Annotated in this window: 20 protein-coding genes and 1 pseudogene; 12 read left to right on the forward strand and 9 right to left on the reverse strand. The window is 58.3% G+C overall.

All coding sequences use genetic code 11. The annotated features are described in order from the left end of the window. The first annotated feature begins 121 nt into the window (after positions 1-121). Positions 122-1,567: a flippase gene (locus tag DVK00_RS16130; RefSeq protein ID WP_121578012.1), complete on the forward strand. Its 1,446-nt coding sequence runs from the start codon at positions 122-124 to the stop codon at positions 1,565-1,567. Positions 1,568-1,674: 107 nt separating this feature from the next. Beyond that, the gene (locus DVK00_RS16135; protein ID WP_121578013.1) at positions 1,675-2,145 is read left to right on the forward strand and encodes a dTDP-4-dehydrorhamnose 3,5-epimerase family protein; all 471 of its coding nucleotides are present in this window, start codon (positions 1,675-1,677) and stop codon (positions 2,143-2,145) included. A gap of 7 nt (positions 2,146-2,152) precedes the next feature. On the opposite strand, the gene DVK00_RS16140 is transcribed toward DVK00_RS16135, so the two are convergent. Further along, on the reverse strand, positions 2,153-3,484 hold the full coding sequence (locus DVK00_RS16140) for a sulfatase-like hydrolase/transferase (protein WP_121578014.1): 1,332 nt from the start codon (positions 3,482-3,484) through the stop codon (positions 2,153-2,155). A 102-nt stretch (positions 3,485-3,586) separates the two neighbouring features. Between DVK00_RS16140 and DVK00_RS16145 the strand changes: the two genes are divergently transcribed. Continuing rightward, on the forward strand, positions 3,587-4,660 hold the full coding sequence (locus DVK00_RS16145; protein ID WP_121578015.1) for a glucose-1-phosphate thymidylyltransferase: 1,074 nt from the start codon (positions 3,587-3,589) through the stop codon (positions 4,658-4,660). A 2-nt stretch (positions 4,661-4,662) separates the two neighbouring features. After that, the gene (locus DVK00_RS16150) at positions 4,663-4,842 is read left to right on the forward strand and encodes a hypothetical protein (RefSeq protein WP_121578016.1); all 180 of its coding nucleotides are present in this window, start codon (positions 4,663-4,665) and stop codon (positions 4,840-4,842) included. On the opposite strand, the gene rfbD is transcribed toward DVK00_RS16150, so the two are convergent. Next, the gene (gene rfbD, locus DVK00_RS16155; RefSeq protein ID WP_121578017.1) at positions 4,839-5,753 is read right to left on the reverse strand and encodes a dTDP-4-dehydrorhamnose reductase; all 915 of its coding nucleotides are present in this window, start codon (positions 5,751-5,753) and stop codon (positions 4,839-4,841) included. The genes DVK00_RS16150 and rfbD overlap by 4 nt on opposite strands. Positions 5,754-5,809: 56 nt before the next feature. Between rfbD and rfbB the strand changes: the two genes are divergently transcribed. Then, a complete protein-coding gene (gene rfbB / locus DVK00_RS16160) occupies positions 5,810-6,736 on the forward strand; it encodes a dTDP-glucose 4,6-dehydratase (protein WP_121578018.1) in 927 nt (308 codons plus the stop codon). 139 nt (positions 6,737-6,875) lie between these two features. Here the strand turns inward: rfbB and DVK00_RS22475 are convergent. Next, positions 6,876-8,750 (reverse strand): annotated as a pseudogene (locus DVK00_RS22475) (VirB4 family type IV secretion system protein). A 56-nt stretch (positions 8,751-8,806) separates the two neighbouring features. Here DVK00_RS22475 and DVK00_RS16170 point away from each other — a divergent pair. Beyond that, complete coding sequence (locus DVK00_RS16170; protein WP_147435891.1) at positions 8,807-9,028, forward strand: hypothetical protein; 222 nt, start codon at positions 8,807-8,809, stop codon at positions 9,026-9,028. A 519-nt stretch (positions 9,029-9,547) separates the two neighbouring features. On the opposite strand, the gene DVK00_RS16175 is transcribed toward DVK00_RS16170, so the two are convergent. Further along, positions 9,548-9,997: a UPF0179 family protein gene (locus tag DVK00_RS16175; RefSeq protein ID WP_121578020.1), complete on the reverse strand. Its 450-nt coding sequence runs from the start codon at positions 9,995-9,997 to the stop codon at positions 9,548-9,550. A 32-nt stretch (positions 9,998-10,029) separates the two neighbouring features. Further along, the gene (locus DVK00_RS16180; protein WP_101350187.1) at positions 10,030-10,407 is read right to left on the reverse strand and encodes a DUF5820 family protein; all 378 of its coding nucleotides are present in this window, start codon (positions 10,405-10,407) and stop codon (positions 10,030-10,032) included. Between the two features lie 610 nt (positions 10,408-11,017). Between DVK00_RS16180 and DVK00_RS16185 the strand changes: the two genes are divergently transcribed. The 5 genes from DVK00_RS16185 to DVK00_RS16205 all read left to right on the forward strand — a co-directional run bounded on the left by DVK00_RS16185 (position 11,018) and on the right by DVK00_RS16205 (position 19,240). Further along, on the forward strand, positions 11,018-13,090 hold the full coding sequence (locus DVK00_RS16185) for a PrkA family serine protein kinase (protein ID WP_121578021.1): 2,073 nt from the start codon (positions 11,018-11,020) through the stop codon (positions 13,088-13,090). Next, complete coding sequence (locus DVK00_RS16190; RefSeq protein ID WP_101350189.1) at positions 13,090-15,372, forward strand: PrkA family serine protein kinase; 2,283 nt, start codon at positions 13,090-13,092, stop codon at positions 15,370-15,372. The genes DVK00_RS16185 and DVK00_RS16190 overlap by 1 nt, the downstream gene beginning before the upstream one ends. Further along, positions 15,363-16,679, forward strand: a complete 1,317-nt coding sequence (locus tag DVK00_RS16195; RefSeq protein ID WP_121578022.1) for a YeaH/YhbH family protein — start codon at positions 15,363-15,365, stop codon at positions 16,677-16,679. Before DVK00_RS16190 ends, DVK00_RS16195 begins: the two co-directional genes overlap by 10 nt. Beyond that, on the forward strand, positions 16,676-18,715 hold the full coding sequence (locus tag DVK00_RS16200; protein ID WP_121578023.1) for a SpoVR family protein: 2,040 nt from the start codon (positions 16,676-16,678) through the stop codon (positions 18,713-18,715). The genes DVK00_RS16195 and DVK00_RS16200 overlap by 4 nt, the downstream gene beginning before the upstream one ends. Positions 18,716-18,847: 132 nt before the next feature. Beyond that, the gene (locus DVK00_RS16205; RefSeq protein ID WP_121578024.1) at positions 18,848-19,240 is read left to right on the forward strand and encodes a secondary thiamine-phosphate synthase enzyme YjbQ; all 393 of its coding nucleotides are present in this window, start codon (positions 18,848-18,850) and stop codon (positions 19,238-19,240) included. A 22-nt stretch (positions 19,241-19,262) separates the two neighbouring features. On the opposite strand, the gene DVK00_RS16210 is transcribed toward DVK00_RS16205, so the two are convergent. Further along, positions 19,263-21,245, reverse strand: coding sequence for a long-chain fatty acid--CoA ligase (locus DVK00_RS16210; RefSeq protein WP_121537427.1), 1,983 nt, complete (start codon positions 21,243-21,245; stop codon positions 19,263-19,265). A gap of 163 nt (positions 21,246-21,408) precedes the next feature. Between DVK00_RS16210 and DVK00_RS16215 the strand changes: the two genes are divergently transcribed. Further along, the gene (locus tag DVK00_RS16215; RefSeq protein WP_064288162.1) at positions 21,409-21,618 is read left to right on the forward strand and encodes a hypothetical protein; all 210 of its coding nucleotides are present in this window, start codon (positions 21,409-21,411) and stop codon (positions 21,616-21,618) included. Positions 21,619-21,724: 106 nt separating this feature from the next. On the opposite strand, the gene DVK00_RS16220 is transcribed toward DVK00_RS16215, so the two are convergent. The 3 genes from DVK00_RS16220 to DVK00_RS16230 form a co-directional block, all read right to left on the reverse strand. After that, positions 21,725-21,904 carry a hypothetical protein gene (locus DVK00_RS16220; RefSeq protein WP_101350194.1) on the reverse strand — a complete coding sequence of 60 codons (180 nt, stop codon included), beginning with the start codon at positions 21,902-21,904 and terminating at the stop codon, positions 21,725-21,727. 139 nt (positions 21,905-22,043) lie between these two features. Next, on the reverse strand, positions 22,044-23,225 hold the full coding sequence (gene glmU / locus DVK00_RS16225) for a bifunctional sugar-1-phosphate nucleotidylyltransferase/acetyltransferase (protein ID WP_121578025.1): 1,182 nt from the start codon (positions 23,223-23,225) through the stop codon (positions 22,044-22,046). A 110-nt stretch (positions 23,226-23,335) separates the two neighbouring features. Next, positions 23,336-24,580 carry a DUF4352 domain-containing protein gene (locus tag DVK00_RS16230; RefSeq protein WP_121578026.1) on the reverse strand — a complete coding sequence of 415 codons (1,245 nt, stop codon included), beginning with the start codon at positions 24,578-24,580 and terminating at the stop codon, positions 23,336-23,338. Between the last annotated feature and the right edge of the window lie 74 nt (positions 24,581-24,654).

A 24,654-nucleotide genomic window follows, 5' to 3' on the forward strand; every position in this document is an offset into this window, starting at 1 on the left:
TGAAGCATCATTCAATTAATTATGCCGGTCCCCTCCATCTACAATACTAGATCAGGTTTCTGAAGAACAAGTTTCACAAGTTATTATATCTCTCTATGAGATGGTAGCTGACACTTGTTAAATGAATATCGCTAAATCAAGCTTTCAAATAATCATTGCAAAAGTTGTAGGATCTTTATCCGGATTTCTGGCCATCGTAGTCTTCTCAAGAGAGCTCGGCGCCTCTCCACTTGGTACGTACTATCCATTTTTAGCACTTCTTGGAATGTTGGCTATACCAGCTGATTTCGGTATTCGAGGGGCGACTGAAAAACGCATCAGCGAGGGAAATGATGTTCATCGTTATCTTGCCACAGCTATTCTACTTAAACTTCCTCCGTTGCTTGTCATCGCGTGTTTTCTCCTACTTATTAGAGGATATTTAGTTCAATATCTTGGTGCAGATCTAGTACTTCCATTAATTGTTGCTCTTTTCATCAGAGAAAGTGGAAACTTTTCCATAACTGTACTTAGAGGGGAACTCCGGGTCGGTGAAACAGCAATTCTACAGATTTTCCGTCCACTTGGGTGGCTAATTGTTGGATATTTCTTGTTTATGAGAGGATATGCAGTTCATGGACTTGTCTACGGTTACATTGCAGGTTCGATCGGGATGATGGTTGTCGGTTGGTGGAAAGTATCAATTCGGCCATCGAAACCAACGATTGAACACGCCCGTTCTCTACTTGACTACGGTCGGTATGGTATTATTTCGTCAGTTGGCGGATATTTCTACAGTTGGATGGATGTTGCAATTTTGTCTGTATTTGTCGGAGCCGGAATCGCTGGAACACGTGTCGGGATTGGTGCCTACGAAAATGCGTGGCGAATTTCTTTGTTCGCTATGATGGTAAGTCAAGCCATCGCGACGACGATATTCCCTCAAATAAGTCGTTGGGATGCTGAGGAAGCCACCGGTCGCATTGAGAATATCATTCCGACAGCGATTCTCCCGGCTCTCCTCATCGTGATTCCGGCGTTTGTTGGAACGGCAATCCTTGCGAAGGATATCCTTCGAATTTTATTCACTCCAGAATTTGTCGTAGCATGGCTAGTGTTAATCGTATTGATGGCTGAAAAGATTCTTCAGGCTATCCACGTTGTTCTTGGTCGCTCACTCCAAGCGATAAATCGTCCGGACCTTGCCGCATATGCGACGGTAGTCGCTGTAATTATCAACCTCGTATTGAACGTCATATTAATCTGGCAGTTTGGGATCGTCGGTGCAGCCATTGCGACAACGGTATCATTCGCTGCAAACACTCTTCTCCATGCCTATTACCTCAACCAATTCATAGATATACAGTTCCCATTTATTGAGGCGGCCTGGAGTACCGGTGCCGCATCTGTGATGGGAATAGCTGTCTACATCCTACATTCAGTGATGCAGATTCAAACAATTATCGACTTGTTTGGTGTCGTTCTATTCGGAGTCCTTGTCTACATTCTTGCCATACTCGTATCCCCTACAATTCGGACGAGACTCTGGAATCTCGCAGGTCCAGCAATCATAAAACGGATTGCCTAAGAGCAAGAGTCCGTTCGTAAGTTCATCAGAATCAGTCCTCCGTGTTGAGCACGGTAGCGGAGTACATGACCGGTACCTTCAAGAATTCTCTCTGAGACGGACCCCCTATGCCGACTATTCACGATGTCGAAGTCAGAGACCTCCAAGTAAACGCCGACGAACGAGGCCACCTTGTCGAAGCGTTCCGAGAAGACTGGGCCGAATATGATATAGATCCGGCTATGTCCTACTACTCAATGACGTATCCAGGCATCGTCAGGGCCTGGCACCGACACCTCGAAGGACAGATCGATCACTTCGTCTGTCCACAGGGCCGAATCAAGATTGGTGTCTATGACGAACGTGAGGACTCACCTACGAAAGGCGAACTAGACACGTTCGTCATAGGCGAACACAATCAGCAAGTCGTTCGCATTCCGGGAGACTGCTGGCACGGGTTCAAAGCAATCAGCACTGACCCCTCGATATTGATTAACTATCCGACTGAGCTCTACGATTACGATGATCCCGATGAAGAACGCATTCCCTACGACGCCGAGAGGGTTCCTTTGGACTGGAATGAGCCACCTCACGAGTGAATCTCGGTTATTCTGTGTATCCCAGATCGGAGAGTTGCTCCTGAGTATCTGACGAAATATCAACGGAGGTTCCTGTCTCCCGTTCTCGCGGAATATACTCCAATAGTTGCTGTTCCAGTTCCGGATCTGTGGTGACTTCTCCACTCTCGAAGTCGATCAGGACAGAGCGGTCATCCATGGGAATATATATGAGATGGTCGTCGTCATCGGTGACGCTGATCTGATTTGGTCCATAGGCGATCTCTTCAGAGAGGACAGGTTTACCTGCTGCCGATCTATCCTGTAGTGGATGCCCATCAAAATTAATCGACAAATCCGCTTCTAGTTCGCGGAAAATCGTCGGTACGATATCTGTCAGGCTCCGCCGTGACTCCGAAGTCGGAATTCCTTCGATATTCGTCGCAATTGGAACTTCGATAACGGGCGGTACGAGTGCATGACCGTGACCGACGCCACTGAGACCGCGTGAGTCTTCAAAATATTCCTCCTCAAATGATTTGTACTCCCAGAACTCTTCCCCGTGATCGCTGGTCACAATCACGACGGTTTCCTCTATGTCGATTAATTCCTTGAGCGTCTGTTTAATCTGTTCATCGACGTACCGCACGAGCGTGTCGTACAGAAGTCCACGGGCGGAACGGTAATCCTCGAATTCCTCACTCTGTGTGTCCCCAGAAGTAAATCGCCACCTATCAATCTCCTCAATATCCGGAACTTCATCAAAATACATCTGTTCTGGTTCGTGGAGCGGTTCGTGAAGGTCCCCTAATTGAACGTACCCGAATTTCGGCCCTGCTTCGCTGTTCCACCACTGCTGGAGTTCCGACAACATTGTTTCAGCATCGACATCGTGATATTGTTCCATGAACTTGAACCGACCCTGGATCGGAACCGCAGCGGTCCCGATAGACGTTATGAACTTCGTCTCATAACCACTCGCACCCAGCAACTCTGCCACAGTATACACGTCATCTCGAACACCATTGGGTGGGTTCGTGAGGTCTTGGTTTCGGGAGGAATCATCAGTATATGTAGCACCGTGGTGGTGTGGATATAACCCGGTGAGGATTGACGGTACCGAACTAAATGTCCACGGTGCAGCAGCAATAGCTGGAGTAAAGGAGTTCATTGAGTCAAGAAAGGGCGTCGTTTTTCTCTGGTATCCAGTCCGAGAGATTCGGTCATTACGCAAGCAATCGACGGTGATGATGAGTACATGCTGATGCTGGCCCAGATTCACTGCTGGGACCTTTCTGCATCTAGATTCGTAGGCTATCCGATTTCGGAGTCGCTGAAAGGTGGTAAGACTCCTCTTTGCGAATTGTTTAACTATTGTCATACGTAGCTATTAGAGATATTTATGACGTTATTCTTGGCTCTGTCGAAGTCAGTAATCCGGACAAGCGAACAATACTTTAATCAGTAAGATCATATCGGTGCTGTGAAAGGTGTCTTACTATCCGGGGGGACGGGGTCGCGACTCCGCCCGATTACCCATACTGGTCCAAAACAACTCGTTCCGGTTGCTAACAAACCAGTTCTCGAGTACGCAATCGAAGACTTCAAAGAAGCCGGCATTACCGAGATCGGCATTATTCTCGGCCACAAAGGCCGTGACGAGATTCAAGAGCTTCTGGGGGATGGTTCCGAATACGGGGTCGAAATTACGTACATCATCCAAGGGAATCCGCTAGGGCTAGCTCATGCCGCAGGGTGTGCGCGTGATTTCGTTGGCGACGACGATTTCGTGATGTACCTCGGGGACAACATCCTCAAGTCAGGAATCACCGACCTTGTCGAAAGTTTCGAGGCTGGAAATTATGGCGCAGGCATTGCCTTGCAGGAAGTCGAGAATCCACAGGCGTTCGGAATCGCAGATGTCGACGATGCAGGGAATGTGACGGAACTAATCGAGAAACCAGATGAGCCGCCAACGAACCTGGCACTCATTGGGATGTACGTCTTCTCACCGGCAGTTTTCGATGCGATCGATGACCTCGAACCGTCCTGGCGAGGCGAGCTTGAAATCACTGATGCCATCCAGTCGTTGCTCGATACCGGACACGAAATCGATTCGCATGTCGTTGAAGGCTGGTGGAAAGACACTGGAAAACCAGAGGATATCTTGGAAGCCAATCGACTTGTCTTGGAAGATCGAGCGCTCGAAACCCAGGGGACAGTGGAACCCAATGCCACAGTCGAAGGCCGTGTTGAACTCGATGAAACATCGACGATCAAAGATGGAGCCGTGGTTCGTGGGCCAGTGTCGATTGCCGAAGATACGGTAATTGAATCCGGGAGTTACGTGGGTCCGTACACGTCAATCGGTCCGAACTCCACTCTCGAAGGCGTCCATGTTGAGAACTCCGTCATCATCGGCGATTCAGCAATCACAACCTCAGGGAAGATCGTCGATAGCTTGCTTGGACGAGGTACAAACATCGGAAGCGCCGATTCACTGCTCCCAGAGGGTCGTAGACTTGTTGTGGGGGAGAACTCGCAGCTCAAACTCTAACCATGCGCATCATCACTCATACCTGCACGGAGTGTGGCACCATCGTCTCAGCGAACGAAGTCGAATCGAATCGAGTAATGAAATGTCCGGGTTTAGGGTGTGAGAACGTCCTCAAGTTCGAAGAGATTCCCAAAGAAGAGCAACAGCACTTCCTTGAGAACAAGGACCAGTACGAGATCTAGCGATCGTTTGGTTTCGGTTCCGAATCGAACCAACCAGAAATTGCCTCTAAATCCGCTGTGAGAGTTGGCTGTCGTCGACCGAGTTTATCCTCGGTTTTCGTTACATCAAGGCATGTGTGAGCGGGGCGAGTCGCCGGCCGTTCGATATCAGATTGTGAGCCGTCTTCGAGCAGTGACTTTGCAGCCCCCATCCGGTCACAGATAGCTGCTCCAAACTCGTACGGTGAAACACACGATCGACACGCAACGTTGTATGTTCCGCTAGCCCCGGCTTCTATCAGTTCCAACAGTGTCGAAGCCGTGTGACCAGCACGCGATGGAGTGATATGCTGATCGGTGAACAGGGGGACCTCATTGTCTGCTACGAGCTGATCACGAACCCACTTTGGGAATCCCGCTAGCTCATCTGTGCCTCGGTGAACACCGTAAACGAACGATAGTCGAGTTACAAGAGCCTCCGGCATCACTTCCTGAACCGCTCTCTCGCCGTCAAGTTTGGATTGTCCATAGACCTGAACGGGATTTACCGAATCATTCTCTGAGTACGACGCCGTGGACTTGCCATCGAACACGTAATCCGTAGAGACATGGAGAAATTCGCACTCAGCTTGATTGCAGTAGGCAGCAATCTCACCGGGCGCTTGAGCATTCACATCGTGTGCACGGTCTGGGTGCTCCTCACAGCCGTCGACATCTGTCATCGCGGCACAGTTCACAACCCAGTCAGGATCCACTGCTTCGATAATCTCCGAGGTGGTGCTGGAATCTATGATGTCGAGTTCGAACAACGGGATATCGAAGTCCGGTGCCGTTGAATGATATGTGCCCGACACCGTCCATCCCTTCTCCAAACCGGCTTGTACAGCGTTCGATCCGAGTAACCCGTTCGCACCGAGGACCAGGAGATGCATCACCGGCTATTCATCGTATGGAAACCTAAATACGCACGACTCATGTCTAGTGTCGTATGCGCATACTCGTCACCGGCGGGGCGGGCTTTATCGGATCCAACTTTGTGGAGCATATTATCGAAACCAGTGACGACGAGGTCGTTACACTTGACGCCCTCACGTACGCTGGCTCAAAAGAGAACCTCGAAGGGGTTCTTGAGCATCCTCAACACGAGTTTGTGGAAGGAGATATACGGGATAGTGCCCTCGTCAGCGACTTGGTATCCGATGTTGACGCTGTCGTAAACTTCGCGGCAGAGTCACACGTCGACCGGTCGATAGAAGGTGCAGAACCCTTCGTCTCAACAAACGTACAGGGAACCCAGACACTGCTCGATGCAGCAACCGACTCAGAAATTGACCGGTTTGTCCAGATTTCAACAGATGAGGTGTACGGGCAAATCGTCGACGGGTCTTTTTCAGAAGAAGACCCGCTTAATCCCAGGAATCCATACTCCGCGACCAAAGCCAGTGCTGATCTGCTCGCACAGAGCTACGAGACGACCCATGGGCTGCCGGTTGTAATCACGCGTACGTGTAACAACTACGGCCCGAATCAACATCCCGAAAAACTGATCCCGAAGTTCATCACGAATGCAACGCAGGGCAAATCACTCCCCGTCTATGGAGATGGGTCAAACGTACGAGAGTGGATTTACGTCGAAGATAACTGTCGAGCACTTGACTTAGTGCTCCGCAAAGGAGACGTGGGTGAAGTGTACAATATCGGGACTGACGAAGAGAAGACGAATCTCGAAGTAACACAGGCAATCCTCGAAGCCGTTGGCGCATCCGAAGACCTCATTGAGTTTGTCGAGGACCGGGCTGGTCACGATCAGCGGTATGCGCTTGACTCTTCGAAGGTTGAATCACTCGGCTGGGAACCCCAGTACTCGTTCGAAGACGGGCTTGAGAGGACGGTTAACCACTTTGTTGACCGATGAGATAGATTGCTTCCAGCCTTTCACTTATCACCACTTCGGTGCTTGATCACCAATCTGTCAACCACCGCACCATATTGAAGACAAATCTGTAGGGGTTGAGAATATTTTTTCTCGGACTATATGGCCCGGAACACAACGTTCAACCGCTAGTCTTCAATGACCTCAACCTCGTACTCGCTCGCACCCGAATCGGGAACCACCCCTCTTCGTCGACACCAAGCAGTGCTTCGGAGTATCCGTCATTCCCGTTCCCGGCTTTCGCCGACCGCACCCAGTCCACCTCCCGATCACTGAGACCGAACCAGTCAGCCAACTGCTCGGCTGCCTCGTCAACGGGGTGGATGATCGTCATCGAACAGAGGTTTGCGATCGTTCGGGCTTCCGGAGTGAGTTCGAACTCACCACCAGTCTGTGTGATGAACTGCAAGGAGATGTCGTAGTGCCGACTGTGACGAACTGCTGTTTCGAGGAAGTCTAGCGATGTTGCGTCATTCATCAGGTAGTGAGCTTCGTCGATAGCAAACACGACCCGTTTATCCGTCTGTTTGGCGCGTTCGTACACCGCGTTAAACAACACCTGTATCATCAGACTCTTTTCGGACCACCCGCGTGTCCCCTCCTTCTGGTGGAGATTGAGATACACGACATTGGCTGTGATATCGAACTCAGTGGGTTCTGCGAGATTCGCGAGACCACCACTGTCCCTGAAGGACGGATGCAGGTCGATCAACAGTGATTCCGCATCCGTCCGGACGTTCTCCTGTTCACCAGCTGTGACGTAGCCAAACGCCGCCGGATCGTCTAGCAGTTGTTCAAGAACGTCAATCACGTCACGGACGGTCGGTGATGGTTGGTCGTGCGTTGCTGGGTCACGGGTAATGCCCTGTTGCTCGTAGGTCTCTTGCACACACCGGCGAAGCGTCTGCTTTCGATCACCAAGGGGATTCCCTGCCACCTGTTCGAAGAACGTCTCGAAGAACGTGAGTACCCACGCGATTTGCTCGGCCCACGGATCCAGATCAGGGACCGTATCTAACACAGCCGTCGGTGTGGGCTGTATTTCCAGTGGATTGAACGACCGGGACCCGCCGACTGTGACACGCTCACCGCCGAGTGCATCGTTGAGTGACGCAAACCCTTCGAGCGGATCCAGCATCACCAAGACGGTGTCCTGATCGTGCATCGCACGCCGGAGCAACTGCAGTTTCGTCGAGAAGGACTTCCCTGCTCCGTGTTTACCGATCACCATCGCACAGTACCCCGTTTGCCTGGCGAAGCGGTCGAGCAACAGGGGGTTTTCATTGAGTGCGTACGTCCCGTATTCGATGCCGCGTTCGGCCAACGCCCCGCTACGAACGGGAACATCGCTCCCAGTGCCCCACCTAGCATCGGCGTCTGCGTGTCCTGCTCAAGATTCATTTTGTCCACACCGACTGGACTGGCTGAGATGAGTGCATCCAACTGTGCCCATCGCGGCGACACTGGTGTCAGATTCGCTGGCGCTCGCCTGGCCGCGTTCGCAACCGATTCGGACGTAACATCCTCGCTCGTTTCCCCTCGCTGGGGAGATACATCGACACGTCGAACGCCTCCATCGACGTGTTCCGAAGCACATTGTACAGTTCCTGATAGTCCTGCAGGTCCTTGCTGACCCCTCGTGCGCCTGCCCAGCGTTTCTCCGAGAGACACTACATTTCCGCTTCCAGATCCTCGATCTTGTTCTCCAGTGAATCCAGCGTCGTCTGTGTGTCCCTTTGTGCATCGGGGTATCCGTCGTTCGTGTCTCAGCCGTCAAATACAGGTTTTCGAAGAGTTCATCTCGTGGTGCCTCCGGGAACTGGCCGATCCAGAACGTACGCGCCCACCGCTCACCGGTTCGTATCGCCGTCGGCGTTCGTTCGATTTCCGATGGTGCGACGAGTGACTGATGGACATCTGCCGGTGTCTCCAATGACCGTTCACTCTCCGCGTCGACGTGGCCGCCTGTGGCCTTCGACGTGCTGTCCCCGCTGATTTCGACAAGAGATCTGGGCCAGCACAATCGCCGAGTCAAGGCCGAGCGGGTTACCAATGACCTTGATGAAGCTCGCGATGTCACACGACGCCGCCCGCGAGATTCTCGCCGCACTGAATGACCCCTTGGAGAGCGAGCCTCGTGTCGAGAAAACGTATTCCGAAAGTACCCCGGCGAGTTCCTTCACTATCGACGAACCCGGCTTCTCGGATGTTCTCATGGTCAACCAGTTGCTTGACCGCATCGACCGGCCGGATCCACGGAACCTGCAAGGTTAGCCAGGGCGATTGAGAATGCCAAACCGGGCCAACACCGTCCTTTGTCGATCTTGGGGGTCTAACCCAAGGCTCCAGCTCCGAAACAAGGTACATTATCGCTGTCGAGCCTGGCTAGATACGTGGGGAAGTCAGCTGACGAATGCCGTGGCTCACTGGCCGACGTGGCTCTTTTCGTGGGACAGCGCCCTGTTTGACGCTAATCCGGAAATACCGTGAATATCGGAATTGTTATTCGAGTTTGATAGATTTGATGTATGTGAATTTCCAACCTTAGTTGCTGTCTGGTGATTCAATCTAAGGTTGGAACTAATTGGTATATTGGGATGTTCTGCCGGCTCGATTTATATTTCCCCCGCAGCGCTCTGATCACCTGGCTTTTCCTGGTGTTTCGCCCGCCGGCCCGTTCGTCGCGCTTGTCGATGGGTGTCTAGAGAATACTAGAGCCGCTTCGATCTGTTCTACCGGTGGATCTTCCCAGGGTTGCCGACAGAGTGAGCGACGTAGGATGGGGTAGTTGCCCTATTCACTGGGCGCTTCCAGCTCCACCAATGTCAAATCCCGATCTAGCATACAGTAGTCATGCGGCGGGTCGCCGATAATCTCGTCAATCCGATACTCCTCATCAAAATCAGCCCCGGCGGGCTCACAGTAAGGATGGCTGGGACATTCGGTGTGCGGACAGGGCCCCATCAGCGACGCCTTACTACCAGCGTAGGCACCCTTCGACGGAACGTTGGCCCGAATCGGCGCGGGTTCGACCTCGACGGCTCGAACGCCGTCTTGATGCATCGCACAGTCTAGCGTTTGGCCGCTCTGTCTGACGTTGGTAATCCGGTAGCGGTTGCCGGTCGTCAGATTGAGACACTGGTCGCGGTAGGGACACCCCTCACAGCCGCTGGCTTCGCCGCGGTAGACGAACTCCTCGCCGGCCTCGGCGAGGCGGGTCCCGACGAGCGTGACAGTAGTCATGGTAGCCTATACACTGCGAAGACGGTAAAGTATCATGACCGCCCGGTCAGTTCGTCCAGTTTGTCCAGATATGCCTCGCGGGGCACCTGATACAGCGAGCGGTGGTCCAGGTCGCCGTCGGCGAACTGGGTCGCCAGCTCCACCGCTCCCTCGACGGCAGCGTCGCGGCGTTCGTAGGAGTCGGCGTCGCGCTCAACGTCGGGTTCCAGATAGAAGGTGACGTACCAGCGCTCCCCGGTCCGGTCAGCGCCGGGGCGGCGGGTCCGCTTCCCGCGCGTGAGGTAGATGGTCGGGAGACACGGGGCCGGGAACTGCTCGGAGTCGAAGACGTCCGGACGATATGCGAGGATGAGTTTGTCGTCGGTCTCGTTCCACACCGTCCAGTCGTCAGGAAGGCCCGACAGGTCCATATCGTCGAATTAGCGCGGACCGCCAAGAATCCGCTGGTCCGTCCCAGAGTTCGCCAGCTCTGGATACCGACAATCAGTGGCGCGGCGGAACGTCAAAGCGTCACGTTGCACTACTACGTGTCCCGTTCTCGTTCGTCAATCAATCCGGCAACAGATTCACATCAATCCAGCGCTAAACACTGGCCGACACACCGAAGAGAACAGTTGACAACCGACACGGTATATAAACCAGCGAAAAAATAATGAGATGTGCTAACATACGTGTGGCCCGCCATCCCCGAGTTCGGCCGACCAGCGCACCGAAATTTATCGGCGGTATGCCCACAAGAGGGCAAAGTTCTTATATGAACAGAACTCGTACAGTAAATAGTATCGGAAACAGTTCGACACTGATTCCCGTTACCAAACCAGGTCGGAACAGTCCCCGTGTTCCGCCCGGCAGGTCAGCCATGGAAGGGTACACGCGCCACCCTGCAGTGAAGGGGTATTCAGCGGCTGTATGCGGTCACATCTGTAGCGGGCAGCACCGAGGACGAGCGGACACACAGCCCAGAGGCCAGCCCGCAACGGCCGGCGGTCGCCTGCAGCCACGACGGATTACTGAGATAGCATGAGCAAGAACAAAGAGACACTTGAAGCGCTGAGCAAGGAGTACCGTGACACGATACCGGCGGACCTCCGGAAGACGAACACGTTCGACTGGTATCTGCAACAGTTGTACGACGAACCGAAGATCGCCCGCAACGCCCACCAGCGCGTGGCGGATATGTTCGACTACTACGGCAAGTCCTACGACGAGGAGGCCGGCGTGGTCGAGTACGAACTGGCGAGCGAGGACCCGCTGAACGACGGCGAGAACACCTTCTACGGCCGGGTCATCCACGAGGCGATCCACGAGTTCGTCAACAAGGTCAAATCCGGCGCTCGCGGGCTCGGCCCCGAGAAGCGCATCAAGCTACTGCTGGGGCCGGTCGGGTCGGGCAAGTCCGACTTCGACCGGCAGGTCCGGCGGTACTTCGAGGACTACACGAGCCGGGACGAGGGGCGGATGTACACGTTCCGATGGACGAACCTCTGTGACGTGATTCACGACCAGGACCCGGCCGACGACGTGGTCCGGTCGCCGATGAACCAGGACCCGCTCGTGCTCCTTCCGCAGGCACAGCGGGACAAGGTCATCGAGGACATCAACGAGGACCTCGATGCGCCCTACACCATCCGGAACGAGCAGTCGCTGGACCCGGCCTCGGAGTTCTACATGGACCGCCTGCTGGCAGAGTACGACGACGACCTGCAGGCCGTCCTCGAAAACCACGTCGAGGTTGTCCGCTTCGTCGCCGACGAGAACCAGCGGCGCGGTATCGAGACTTTCGAACCGAAAGACAAGAAAAATCAGGACGAGACGGAACTGACCGGCGACGTCAACTACTCGAAGATAGCCATCTACGGCGAGAGCGACCCGCGAGCCTTCGATTACTCCGGGGCGTTCTGTAACGCCAACCGCGGCATCTTCTCCGGCGAGGAGCTGCTGAAGCTCCAGCGGGAGTTCCTCTATGACTTCCTCCATGCGAGTCAAGAACAGACAATCAAGCCCAAGAACAACCCCCGCATCGACATCGACCAGGTCATCGTCGGCCGGACGAACATGCCCGAGTACCGGGACAAGAAGGGCGACGAGAAGATGGAGGCGTTCAACGACCGGACCAAGCGCATCGACTTCCCGTACGTCCTCCAGTACGAGGCCGAGGCCAACATCTACCAGAAGATGCTGCGCAACGCCGACCTACCGGATATTCAGGTCGAGCCCCACACGCTGGAGATGGCGGGCCTGTTCGGCGTCCTCACCCGCATCGAGGAGCCCGACAACGAGTCCATCGACCTCGTGCAGAAGGCGAAAGCCTACAACGGCGAAATCGACGAGGCCGACGACGTTGACGTAAAGAAACTCCGTGAAGAGGCCGAGAAGATGGCCGACATCGGCGAGGGGATGGACGGCGTCTCTCCGCGGTTCATCGGCGACGAGATCGCCGAGGCCATCATGGACTCGATGCACCGCAGCCGTGACTTCCTCTCGCCGCTGACGACGTTCAATCACCTCGAAGGCAACCTCGAGAACCACGGCTCTATCGACGAGGAGTCGTTCAGCAAGTACTACCGCTTCCTCGAACTCGTCCGCGAGGAGTACAAGGAGCGGGCCATCGAGGACGTGCGTCATGCGCTGGCCTACGACATGGACGAGATCCAGCGCCAGGGCGAGAAGTACATGGACCACGTCATGGCCTACATCGACGACGCGACCGTCGAGGACGAACTCACCGGCCGCGAGCAAGAGCCCGACGAGCAGTTCCTCCGGTCGGTCGAGGAGAAGCTCAATCTCCCCGAGGACCGCAAGGACGACTTCCGGCAGGAAGTGTCCAACTGGGTGTCCCGGCGCGCCCGCGAAGGTGACACGTTCAATCCGCAGGACAACGACCGCCTGCGCCGGGCGCTGGAACGAAAGCTCTGGGAGGACAAGAAGCACAACATCAACTTCTCGGCGCTTGTCTCCAGTTCGGAGATGGACGACGAGGAGCGCAACCAGTGGATCGACGCCCTCATCGAGCAGGGCTACTCCGAGGAGGGGGCCAAGGAAGTGCTCGAGTTCGCCGGTGCGGAGGTCGCCAAAAGCGAGATGGAAGAGTAATGACAGGCCAGGAGTACATCGACCGCGCGGACGAGTCGCTCGACGCCGCCTACGAGGCCCCGATGAGCCTCGCGGAGTACGTCGACACCGTCCTCGAAACGCCCCAGGTCGCGGCGCATGCCTCAAAGTACCTGCTCGACGCCATCGAGGACGCGGGGACCCGGATGGTCATCGAGGAAGGCGACGAGAAGGAGCGCTACCGCTTCTTCGACGACCCGTACAACGACGGCGAGCACGCCATCCTCGGCAACACTGAGGTGCTGAATGCCTTCGTCGACGACCTCCGCTCGATCGCCGCGGGTCGCGGGAAAGACGAGAAGATAATCTGGCTGGAGGGGCCGACGGCGACTGGCAAGTCCGAACTGAAGCGCTGTCTCATCAACGGCCTCCGGGAGTACTCGAAGACGCCCGAGGGCCGGCGCTACACCGTCGAGTGGAACGTCGCCGGGGCCGGCGGCAGCGCCACCAGCATGACCTACGGGAACGCGGCCATCGAAGACGAGGACGACTGGTACGAAAGCCCCGTCCAGGCCCACCCGCTGACGGTGTTCCCCGACGACGTGCGGGCGGACCTGCTCGCCGAGGTCAACGAGCGGCTGGACGACCACATCCCCATCCGCGTCGAGGGCCAACTGGACCCGTTCTCGCGGGAGGCCTACGACTTCCTCGAAGAGCAGTACCGCCGGCAGGGCGAGACGGACCTGTTCTCCGCGGTGACACAGCCTGCCCACCTCCGGGTGAAGAACTTCGTCGTGGACGTGGGCCGGGGCATCGGCATCCTCCACTCCGAGGACGAGGGCACGCCGAAGGAACGGCTCGTCGGCTCGTGGATGCACGGCATGCTCCGGGAACTGGACTCGCGGGGCCGGAAGAACCCGCAGGCGTTCAGCTACGACGGCGTCCTCTCTCAGGGCAACGGTCTGCTTACGGTCGTCGAGGACGCCGCCCAGCACGCCGACCTGCTCCAGAAGCTGCTGAACGTCCCCGACGAGAGCCACGTCAAACTCGACAAAGGCATCGGAATGGACGTGGACACCCAGCTGGTCATCATCTCGAACCCAGACCTCGAAGCCCAACTGAACAAGCACGCCGACCGCGAGGGCCAGGACCCGCTGAAGGCGCTGAAACGCCGGCTGGACAAACACGAGTTCACGTACCTGACGAACCTCTCGCTGGAGGCGCAGTTGCTCCGGCGCGAACTCACGAACGAGACGGCGGTCTGGGACCCCGAGTCCTGGGACGAACTGGAGACGTGGATTCAGGAGCCACTGACCATCTCGGTCAGAGACGAGGTGGCCTCGGCCACCGAGAAGGAGCTGGCTCCACACACCGTCGAGTCCGCCGCGCTGTACGCCGTCGTCTCGCGGCTCGACAGCGCCGAGATCCCCACCGGGCTGGACCTCGTGGACAAGGCCCTGCTGTTCGACCGCGGCTACCTGATGGAGGGCGACGAGCGCGTCGACATCGACGACTACGACCTGGAGACCACCGCCGAGGACGGCGACCACGGCATCCCGGTCACCTACGTCCGTGATATCATCGCCGACCTGCTCCACGAGCCACAGGACCGACATCACTCCGACCTTCCGGTCGAGCACGTGCTGATGCCACGGGACGTGCTCAACGCCGTCGCCGAGGGGCTCGAAGACGCCCCCGTGTTCTCGACCGGTGAGGCCACGGAGTACGAGGAACGCGTTGTGACTGTCAAGAACTACATCTTCGGCCAGCAGGAACAGGACGTCCTCGACGCGATGATGCGGGACAAGCGCGTCGACGAGGCGACCGTCGAAGAGTACATCGAGCACGTCTACGCCTGGGAATCGGACGACCAGATAGAGAACGAGCGAGGCGAACTTGTCGACCCCGACCCGCTGAAGATGAAGGTGTTCGAAATCGAGCATCTGGGCCGGTTCGACGAGAAGAACTACGACGGCAACGAGCCCGACCACGCCGTCGAGCAGTTCCGAACCGACAAGATAATCACGGCGCTGAACCGCCACGCGTGGCAGCGCCGCGACGAGGAGTTCCGCGTCGGCGACGTCAACCCCAAGGAGATTCCAGTCATCAACACAGTCCTCGGGAGCTACGACTGGGACGATATCAAGCGGACCTACGAGGACTTCGAGCCCGGGCAGTGGGACAACCCGCCGTCCGGGACCGAGACGGCCCGCCTCAAGGCCAAGACGCTCTCGAACATGGTCGAGATGTTCGACTACACCGAGGCGTCGGCCGAACTGACGAGCAGGCACGTCATGAGCCAGGTGAGTTACAGATGGGACTGAAAGACGACCTCGAACGGTACCGCGACGTGGGCGAGGAGCGCCGTCAGGACCTCGCCGAGTTCATCCAGTACGGCGACCTCGGCCAGTCGCGGGGCGACTCCGTCCGCATCCCGATCAAGATTGTCGACCTGCCGGAGTTCGAGTACGACCAGCGCGATCAGGGCGGCGTCGGCCAGGGCGAGGGGGCCGAAGAGGGCGATCCGGTCGGCCAACCACAGCCCAAGCCCGGCGACGGCGACGACGGCGAGGACGGCGACCCCGGCGAGGAGGGCGGCGAACACGAGTACTACGAGATGGACCCCGAGGAGTTCGCCGAGGAACTCGACGAGCAACTCGGGCTCGACCTCGAACCGAAGGGCAAGAAGGTCATCGAGGAGAAGGAAGGTGACTTCACGGACATCACCCGGACCGGTCCCTCCTCGACGCTGGACTTCGAGCGACTGTTCAAGAAGGGGCTCAAGCGCAAGCTCGCGATGGACTTCGACGAGGACTACGTCCGCGAGGCGCTGAAAGTCGACGGCTGGGGGCCTGCTACCGTCTACGAGTGGACCCGCGAGCAGAACATGCCCGTCTCGAAGGCGTGGATAGACGACGCCTACGAGGAACTGCCCGCCGACGAGCGGGCCGTCTGGGACTCCATCGAGGAGATGGAGGACAACGTCGAGCGCGTCGAGACCTCCCAGCGCATCCGCCGGGAGGGCGTCGACCAGATTCCATTCCGCCGCGAGGACGAACGCTACCGCTACCCCGAAATCGTCGAAGAGCGGGAGAAAAACGTCGTCGTCGTCAACATCCGGGACGTGTCGGGGTCGATGCGCCAGAAGAAACGCGAACTCGTCGAGCGGACGTTCACGCCGCTTGATTGGTATCTCACCGGTAAGTACGACAACGCCGAGTTCGTCTACATCGCCCACGACGCCGACGCCTGGGAGGTCGAACGCGAGGAGTTCTTCGGCATCCGCTCGGGCGGGGGCACGCGCATCTCCAGCGCGTACGAACTCGCCGCGGAGGTCCTCGAAGAGGAGTACCCCTGGAGCGAGTGGAACCGCTACGTGTTCGCGGCGGGCGACAGCGAGAACTCCTCGAACGACACCGAGGAGAAAGTCATCCCGCTGATGGAACAGATTCCGGCGAACCTCCACGCGTACGTGGAAACCCAGCCGAGCGGCAACGCCATCAACGCCACCCACGCCGAGGAGGTCGAACGCTCCTTCCGCGACGCCGACAACGTCGCGGTCGCGTACGTCTCCTCGCCGGAAGACGTGGTGGACGCCATCTACGACATACTCAGCACGGAGGACCAATGAACAACGACAGATTCGCGAAACAGCGCGTGGCCGACGACCTCGACGAGCCCGTCGAGGAGGCCGGCAATCTCGCCAGAAAGCTCGGCCTGAAGCCGTACCCGGTGAACTACTGGATTGTCGACTACGACGAGATGAACGAACTCATCGCCTACGGTGGGTTCCAGCAGCGATACCCCCATTGGCGGTGGGGAATGCAGTACGACCGCCAGCAAAAACAGGGCCAGTTCCTCGGCGGGAAGGCCTTCGAAATCGTCAACAACGACGACCCTGCTCACGCCTTCCTCCAGGAGTCGAACACCCTGGCCGACCAGAAGGCCGTCATCACCCACGTCGAGGCCCACGCGGACTTCTTCGCCAACAACGAGTGGTTCCGCATGTTCACCGACGGCTCCTCGCGGACGACGACCGATGCCTCCGGCGAGGACCGCCGCCGCGGCCCCGACGCCGCCGGAATGTTAGCCCGCCACGGCGACACCATCCAGGAGTACATGCAGGACCCCGACATCGAGCGGGCCGAGGTCGAGCGGTTCATCGACCACGTCCTCTGTCTGGAGGACAACATCGACCAGCACGTCCCCTACAGCCCCGTCGAGACGGTCCCCGAGGAGTTCGAGGATATCGAAGGGGCCGACGTGACCGACCAGCTTGAGGACCTGGACCTCTCCGAGGAGGTCAAACGGCAGGTGTTCGACGAGGAGTGGCTGGACGCCCAGCGCGACGACGACGAGAACGTCACGTTCCCCGCCGAGCCCGAGAAGGACGTGCTCGGCTTCCTCCGGAAACACGGCATGCAGTACGACGAGGACGCCGAACGCGCCACGGAGATGGCGGACTGGCAGAAAGAACTGCTGGAGCTGCTCCGCCGCGAGGCCTACTACTTCGCCCCCCAGAAGATGACGAAGGTGATGAACGAGGGCTGGGCCTCCTACTGGGAATCCCTGATGATGACCGGCGAGCAGTTCGCCGGCGACGACGAGTTCATCCTCTACTCCGACCACATGTCGAAGGTGCTGGGCTCGGGGGGGCTGAACCCCTACAGCCTCGGCCTGGAGATCTGGGAGTACGTCGAGAACACGGAGAACCGCCGCGAGGTCATCGAGCGCCTACTCCGCGTCGAGGGCATCACCTGGCGGAACTTCGACGACAGCGTCGACTACGAGATGGTTCAGGACCACCTGGAGCCGCCCGAGTGGCTCACCGATGTCCCGGGCCACCTCGACGACCTCGACCCCGAGGACCCGCGGGTCGACGCAGACGGGCTGGCGGCGGCCCGCGACGGCGAGTTCGACATCGAGCAGTACCCCTGGAAGGTGCTGACCTACGAGGGGCTGGCCCAGCGACACTACTCGCTGGTCAAGCCCCAGTACCGCGGGTTCGTCTCCCGGGTCGGCCAGGAGGAACTGGAGCGGACCGCCCGCTACATGTTCGACGACTCGCGCTACGACAGCGTCACGGACGCACTCGAGGACGTGGACTACACCCGCGGCTGGGAACGAATGCGAGAGATTCGGGAGAGCCACAACGACGTGACTTTCCTCGACGAGTTCCTCACCCAGGAGTTCGTCGACGACAACGACTACTTCACCTACGAGTACACCCACGCCTCCGGCGACTACCGGGTGACCTCGACAGACCACGAGGACGTCAAGAAGAAGCTGATGTTGCAGTTCACCAACTTCGGCAAGCCCACAGTCGTCGTCGAGGATGGCAACTACCAGAACCGTAACGAACTGCTACTGGCTCACCGGTACAACGGCGTGATGCTCGACATCGGGCAGGCCAAGGAGGTCCTGAAGCGCACCTTCGAACTCTGGGGCCGCCCGGTGAACCTCCTGACGATCGTCAAGGAGTTCGACGACCATGACGTGGAGGTCGCCAAACGGCGCGACCGCGAGCCCGAGCCCGAGGAGGTCGGCAAGCGCATCCGATACGACGGCGACGAGGTCACCGTCACCGACGTGGACTGGGCCGAGGTCGAACACCTCACGGCGACCGACATCGACTACAACACCAAGCCCGACGAATGGCTGGCCTGAGTGCTGTGGGGCACTCTCGGCGCAGGCGGAGAACCGCCCTACGACACTGACAGGCAGTTTCTCGTTACAGCCACCCGAATCATAGATAATAAATGTCCTATCTTCACATAGGTCCGGGGAGTGGCATTCGATATGAGCCCGACTCGGTTCACTGTCAAAAGCGATGCACACACCGATGTAGTGGATATTACCGAGCAAGTCCGGGAGGTAATCCCCGCAGACGCAGAGGGAACCTGTACCCTGTTCGTCCGCCACACCACGGCGGGCATCACAGTCAACGAGGCCGAGCCGCGGTTGCTGGGAGACCTCAGCGACGCACTCGGTGACCTCGTCCCGGACAGCGGGTGGGCCCACGACGAACTGGACGGCAACGCGGATTCACACGTCCGGGCGATGTTCGTCGGGCCAAGCGAGACGATTCCCGTCCGCGACGGGGACCTCGATATGGGGACGTGGCAGTCCGTGCTGTTCGTTGACTGTGACGGGCCGCGCGAACGAGCGGTTGACGTGGTCGTTACCGACTGAATCGGAGTGCAGGTGATCCCGGTCAGGCCGCTTCGACCTGCTGCTCGCCGTATATCTCGGCGAGTTTTTCACGGTACGCGCTGCGGATATTGCGGCGCTTCTTTTTCATGGACGGCGTAAGCAAGTCGTTCTCCGCGGTCCACTCCCGGGAGACAAGCGCAAAGGACTTGATACGCTCGACGCGTTCGAGTTCCTCGTTGACCGCGTCGACGGCGGTCTGGACCCACGCGTGGACGCGTTCGTCATCGACCAGTGCTTCGGGATCGGCGGGAAGGTCGACGCCCTCGCTGTCGGCCCACCGGCGGAGTTCCTCGAAGTTCGGAACGATTATCGCGCCGACGAACTTCTGGTCGTCGCCGACGACCATGACCTGGTCGACTCGGTCGCTCGTCGCGAACTGGTCTTCGATGGGCTGTGGCGCGACGTTCTTTCCGGTCGAGAGGACGAGCAGTTCCTTGAGGCGGTCGTGGTAAATGAGGAAGTCGTCGTCGGTCCGCTCGACGATGTCGCCGGTTCGGAACCACTGGGTGCCGTCGATCTCCGTGAAGGCCCGCGTCGTCGCATCGGGCGCGTTCCAGTACCCCTGCGTGACGTTCGGGCCGTCGACGAGCAGTTCGCCCACGTCGCCAGTGACGTCATCGAATTCGCTGGCGTCGACGACACCGGTGTCGATGTGAATGTCGACAGCAGGTAGCGGGGCTCCCAGCGTTCCGGGACGGATATCTTCTGGCGGATTCACCGTCAAAACCGGCGACGTTTCCGTAAGCCCGTATCCTTCGAGAATCGTCAGCCCCATGCCGAGGAACGTCTCACAGAGCGTTTTCGAAAGACTGCCGCCGCCGCTGACCATGAACTCGATGTTCCCGCCAAGCCGTTCTTTGACGGTGCTGTAGACGAGGCGGTCTGCGAGCGAGTGTTTCGCTGTGAGTATCGGTCCAGGGTCGTCGGTTCGGGCGTAGTCGCGGGCTACGTCCATCGCCCAGTCGAAAATCCGCTTTTTGAGCGGGGACTCGCTGGCCTGCGTTCGCATGTTGTCGAAAATACGCTCGTAGACTCTGGGGACACTCAATCCGGTCATCGGTTGGACGGTCTGGAGGTCGTCGGCCAGCGTATCCGGGCTTTCGGCGTAGCTCACAGCCGCGCCGGAGGCGTACATGAAGAAATGACCCGCGAGGCGCTCGAATACGTGTGCCAGCGGGAGGAACGCTATCGAACGCGTCTCGGCGGTAACGGTCGGCAGGTCCGACGACTTGTCCGGTCGTGGCCCGATTCGCCTGCGCGTCTGGTTGACGTTCGACCGGAAGTTGCGGTGAGTGAGCCGGACCCCTTTCGGTTGGCCTGTCGTTCCGGAGGTGTAGATGAGGCTCGCAAGGTCGTCGGGGTCGCGCTCGTCAAGCCAGGACTGGTACGCCGACTCGCTGAACGTCTCCTCGCCGCGCTTGTACACTGTATCGAGTGTGTACACGTCTTCGCGGTCCACATCGATATCGTCCATGACGACGATGAACGAGAGCGAGAGAGCGTCCTCGACAGCAAGAACGCGGTCCAGCATCGCAGCGTTCTCCACGACGACAGCGCTCGCCTCCGGGTCCGACAGCAGATACTGGACCTGGTTCGGTGAGGAATCCGTATACACTGTCGTCACCACCCCGCCCGCAGAGAGAACGGCAAAGTCGCTCAGCGCCCACTCCATCCGCGTGTTTGCCAGGATACCGACGCGGGTGTCCGGGCCGACACCGAGGTCGCGGAACCCTGCAGCCAAGTGTTTGACCAGGTGATGCATCCGCTCGTAGCTGAGTTCGGCGTAGTCGCCGTCGGGAGCCGCCGGTATCACGTCGTCAGTCAGTGCCCGGTCGTAGACGCCACCCTTGTACAGTTGGGCGGTCGTGTCAGCGTTCCGGGCCGCGCTTGCGGCAAACATTTCGCCCAGCGTGTCGTCGCCGATGACTTCGTCAGTATACGCTTCCTCGGCCTGACGCCAGTCAGAGTGATTGCCTGCGGTCATGTCATACCGCAGTGTTCACTAGGCCATCCCAAATATGTGCAGGGTGTTAACACTCAATTGGTTTGTCGGAGTTGATTCCGTCAACGGTTTTAGACGATGAGGCGACGAGTGGGGGGCAAGGTGTCGCACCAAGATTTTATCGCGGCCACAGCATAATTGACCTATGGTCATCTCGACGGAACCAGCCTGGGGTGAAGCCGTGGAGCAGTTCGTCAAAGAGCACAAGAGCGCGATCGTGTACGCCGATATCGAGCAAGAGACAGTCCTGCACGAGGGAGCGGTTCGCGTCCTCGCAAACGGCTGGGTCGAACTACCAACGGGGCGACTCCTCTCGCCAGACGCTGTCCACCACATCGATACGCAGAGCGGCTGAAAGGAACTGAGTAAGGTGTTGTTGGCGAGGGAAGTCCACAGACCTATCGCGCGAGCGAACTCATCGATTGGTGGTCACTGCCCAGAAGACAGCTAGAGCAGACGCCTTATTGCCACTCTAGCCGGCAGTCCTCGTTGCAAAAGTGGGCGGTTTCGACGCCGCCGTCCTCTATCCATGTGATGACGCGGTGAGTCACTTCGTTGGCGATAGCGTCACCGCAGGTAGCACACTCCGGTGCCTCGTCCTCGTCGATATCTTCGTGGTGATCTGATGTCGGGTCGACCATCTTATTTGAGAGTGTCTTTCACGCCACTTAATCTCACATACTTACACTGAACATCACGAACATACACGAATGTCGAACTGGTAACAGAAGGCTAGCGACACGTAGTTACCGCAGACAGACGCTCGATAGAAGATGCCCGCTATCGGTCCCGGGTAACGGACTCTCCGGGGGTCGTCGTCGCGCCCGACGAAAGGACGACACCGGCGTTCAGACTGGTGTTGATGGCCGTCTTCGCACCGTCGCCCGCGACGACACCGAACTTCCGTCGGCCCGTCGAGACGCGGTCGCCCTTCACCGTCATCTGGACCGGGTCGCCGTCGTGGCGGAGGTTCGCCACCTGCGTTCCCGCGCCGAAGTTGACCTCGCGACCGATGACGCTGTCACCCACATAGGAGACGTGGGGAACGTTCGAGTCCGCCATCAGAACGGTGTTCTTGAGCTCGACGCCGTGGCCGACGTGGGTATCCTCCCCCAGAAGGGTCGCCCCACGGACGTATGCGTTCGGACCGACGTGTGCGCCCGAGCGGACCAGCGCCGGTCCCTCGATGACGACGCCGGGTTCGATGACCGCGCCGGTCTCGACGACGACTTCGCCGCGCAGGTCAGCATCGCCACGCACCTCTCCGTCGAGTCGCCGGTCCAGTTGCCCCAGTTTCCACTCGTTGGCCTCCAGTAGCTCCCAGGGCCGGCCCACGTCCAGCCAGCGGTCGACTTCGACGGCAGTGACCGTCGACTCCTCAATGACTCTCGCAAGGACATCTGTGATTTCGCGCTCCCCGCGGTCGCTGAGCGGCACGTCCAGCCAGTCCCGCGCTTGCGCCGGGAAGACGTACGCTCCGGCGTTCGCCAGGTCCGTCGGTGGGTCGTCGGGCTTCTCGACAATGCCGGTGACAGTGTCACCATCGGCCGACAGCACGCCGTAGCTCGTCGGATCGTCGACGCGGTACGCGGCGACCGACGGTGCGGCGTCAAAGAGGGCGTTCAGGCTCTCGGCGTCGTAGAGGTTGTCGCCGTTGAGAACTGCAAAGGGGCCGTCGAGGTGGGCCTTCGCGGCGGCCACTGCGTCGGCGGTCCCCAGTTGCTCCTCCTGAACGGCAAAGCTGACCGGGACGCCGCTGTACTCGTCGCCGAAGTACGAGCGGACCGCCTCAGCCTCGTAGCCGACGACGAAGATGAGTTCATCGGCCCCCGCCCGGATCGCGGTGTCGGCGGTGTGTGCCACCAGCGGCCGGTCCGCGACCGGGAGCATCGGCTTCGGTGTGTGGTCTGTCAATGGCCGCATACGCGTCCCCTGCCCCGCCGCGAGTACAACTGCTTGCATGGTCTGCCCGTCGCCCGGCCCCGAAAAATACCTACCGCTGTTGACTCGTTCGGGAGGCGGATTATCGAGAAGTCACGCTGATTCGGTCGTGGAGAAAGCCCTATCTACACCTATTCCACGGCCTCGAACGTCCACTCTGCTCCGAATGGCGTCGTCCGGTAGTCCCACCGCCTGTCCGCGTCCGGTTCCGTCACCAGTTCGATAGTTCTGGTTTCCCCAGCGGGAATCCGCTGCGTGTAGGGGCCATCAGAGTCAATGTACCACGTATCTGCGGAATAGCCGGCAAGTATTCCTGGTTCATCGGGCGTCTTGAACTCGAAGATGGACTTGAACATCCCTGCGCTGTCGCCCACGTTCTCGACCTCCATTTCGACTATCGCTTCATCGCCCGTGACGTCCTCCGGCGGAACATCGATGTTCGCCAGTTCGAATTCGGGGAAGCCACCGGGTGACTGAAGCGGGATTTCGACATCAGCGACTGCACTCCCTTCTGCGAGATTTATGCCGAACGCGAGGTCGTCAATCTTGGCCTTCGGGACAGCGTAAATCAGATGGCCGCTGTAGGTCTGCCCTGGATTGATGTTCTCCCCGGCTGCGTTCGTTCCGTCACGGCCTGCGGCCGACTCGCTCACGAAGCTCGACTCAGGAACGACAAAGTCGTCTTTCGACACCGTCTTCGCCTCGCCAGTTCCGTTCTCGAACGTCACGCTCAGAATCAGGAGGATATTATCTGAGACCGTTTCGCGAATGGCATGGACGGTGTTATCTCCCAAAGCCCGTTCGCCAGAGGGCAGTTCGTAGGCGATCATCTGTTCGTAGGACATATCAGACACTGTGGCCTGAACGCCGCTCGCAAGTTCGATGGTTTCCCCAGTACTCCCCCGCTTCGGGAGGACCGACACGGTTGACGTGACCGTATCGTCGACGGCGTAGAAGTCCGACGACGGTTCAAACGCCCAAGCACCGGCGTACTCGGCGTCGACACGATAGCTATGCGAGACTTCTTCGCCGGACGCCAGTCCGTCAGCGTTGACGGTGACTGTCTGTGGCTCAGTGTCAGCTGATTCTGAGTGGACGAACTCAATGGTTGCATCCCCGGAGATCGGCTCACCACCGACGTTGACGGCAGTCACGTCACCCTTGACCGTGTCACCGAACGCGACCTCTTTTGGCCCACTCACGGAGAGCAGTTTCAGCCGTGCCGGTGCCTCTTGATCTACTTCATACGTTGGTTCCGGCGTTGGTGTCGACTCACTGGTTCCGTCTCCGTCTCCCCCGTCGCTCCCACTACATCCTGCAAGGCTGAGTGCAGCGATGCTGCTTCCGATCGTACTTACGTATGTTCGCCGTTTCATATACTACTGGCTTCATATACATATATAAATATGTGTTCTTTTATCCATATAATTGTCAGATATTAATACACAGA

Source organism: Haloarcula sp. Atlit-47R (assembly GCF_003665985.1).
Lineage (GTDB): Archaea > Halobacteriota > Halobacteria > Halobacteriales > Haloarculaceae > Haloarcula > Haloarcula taiwanensis.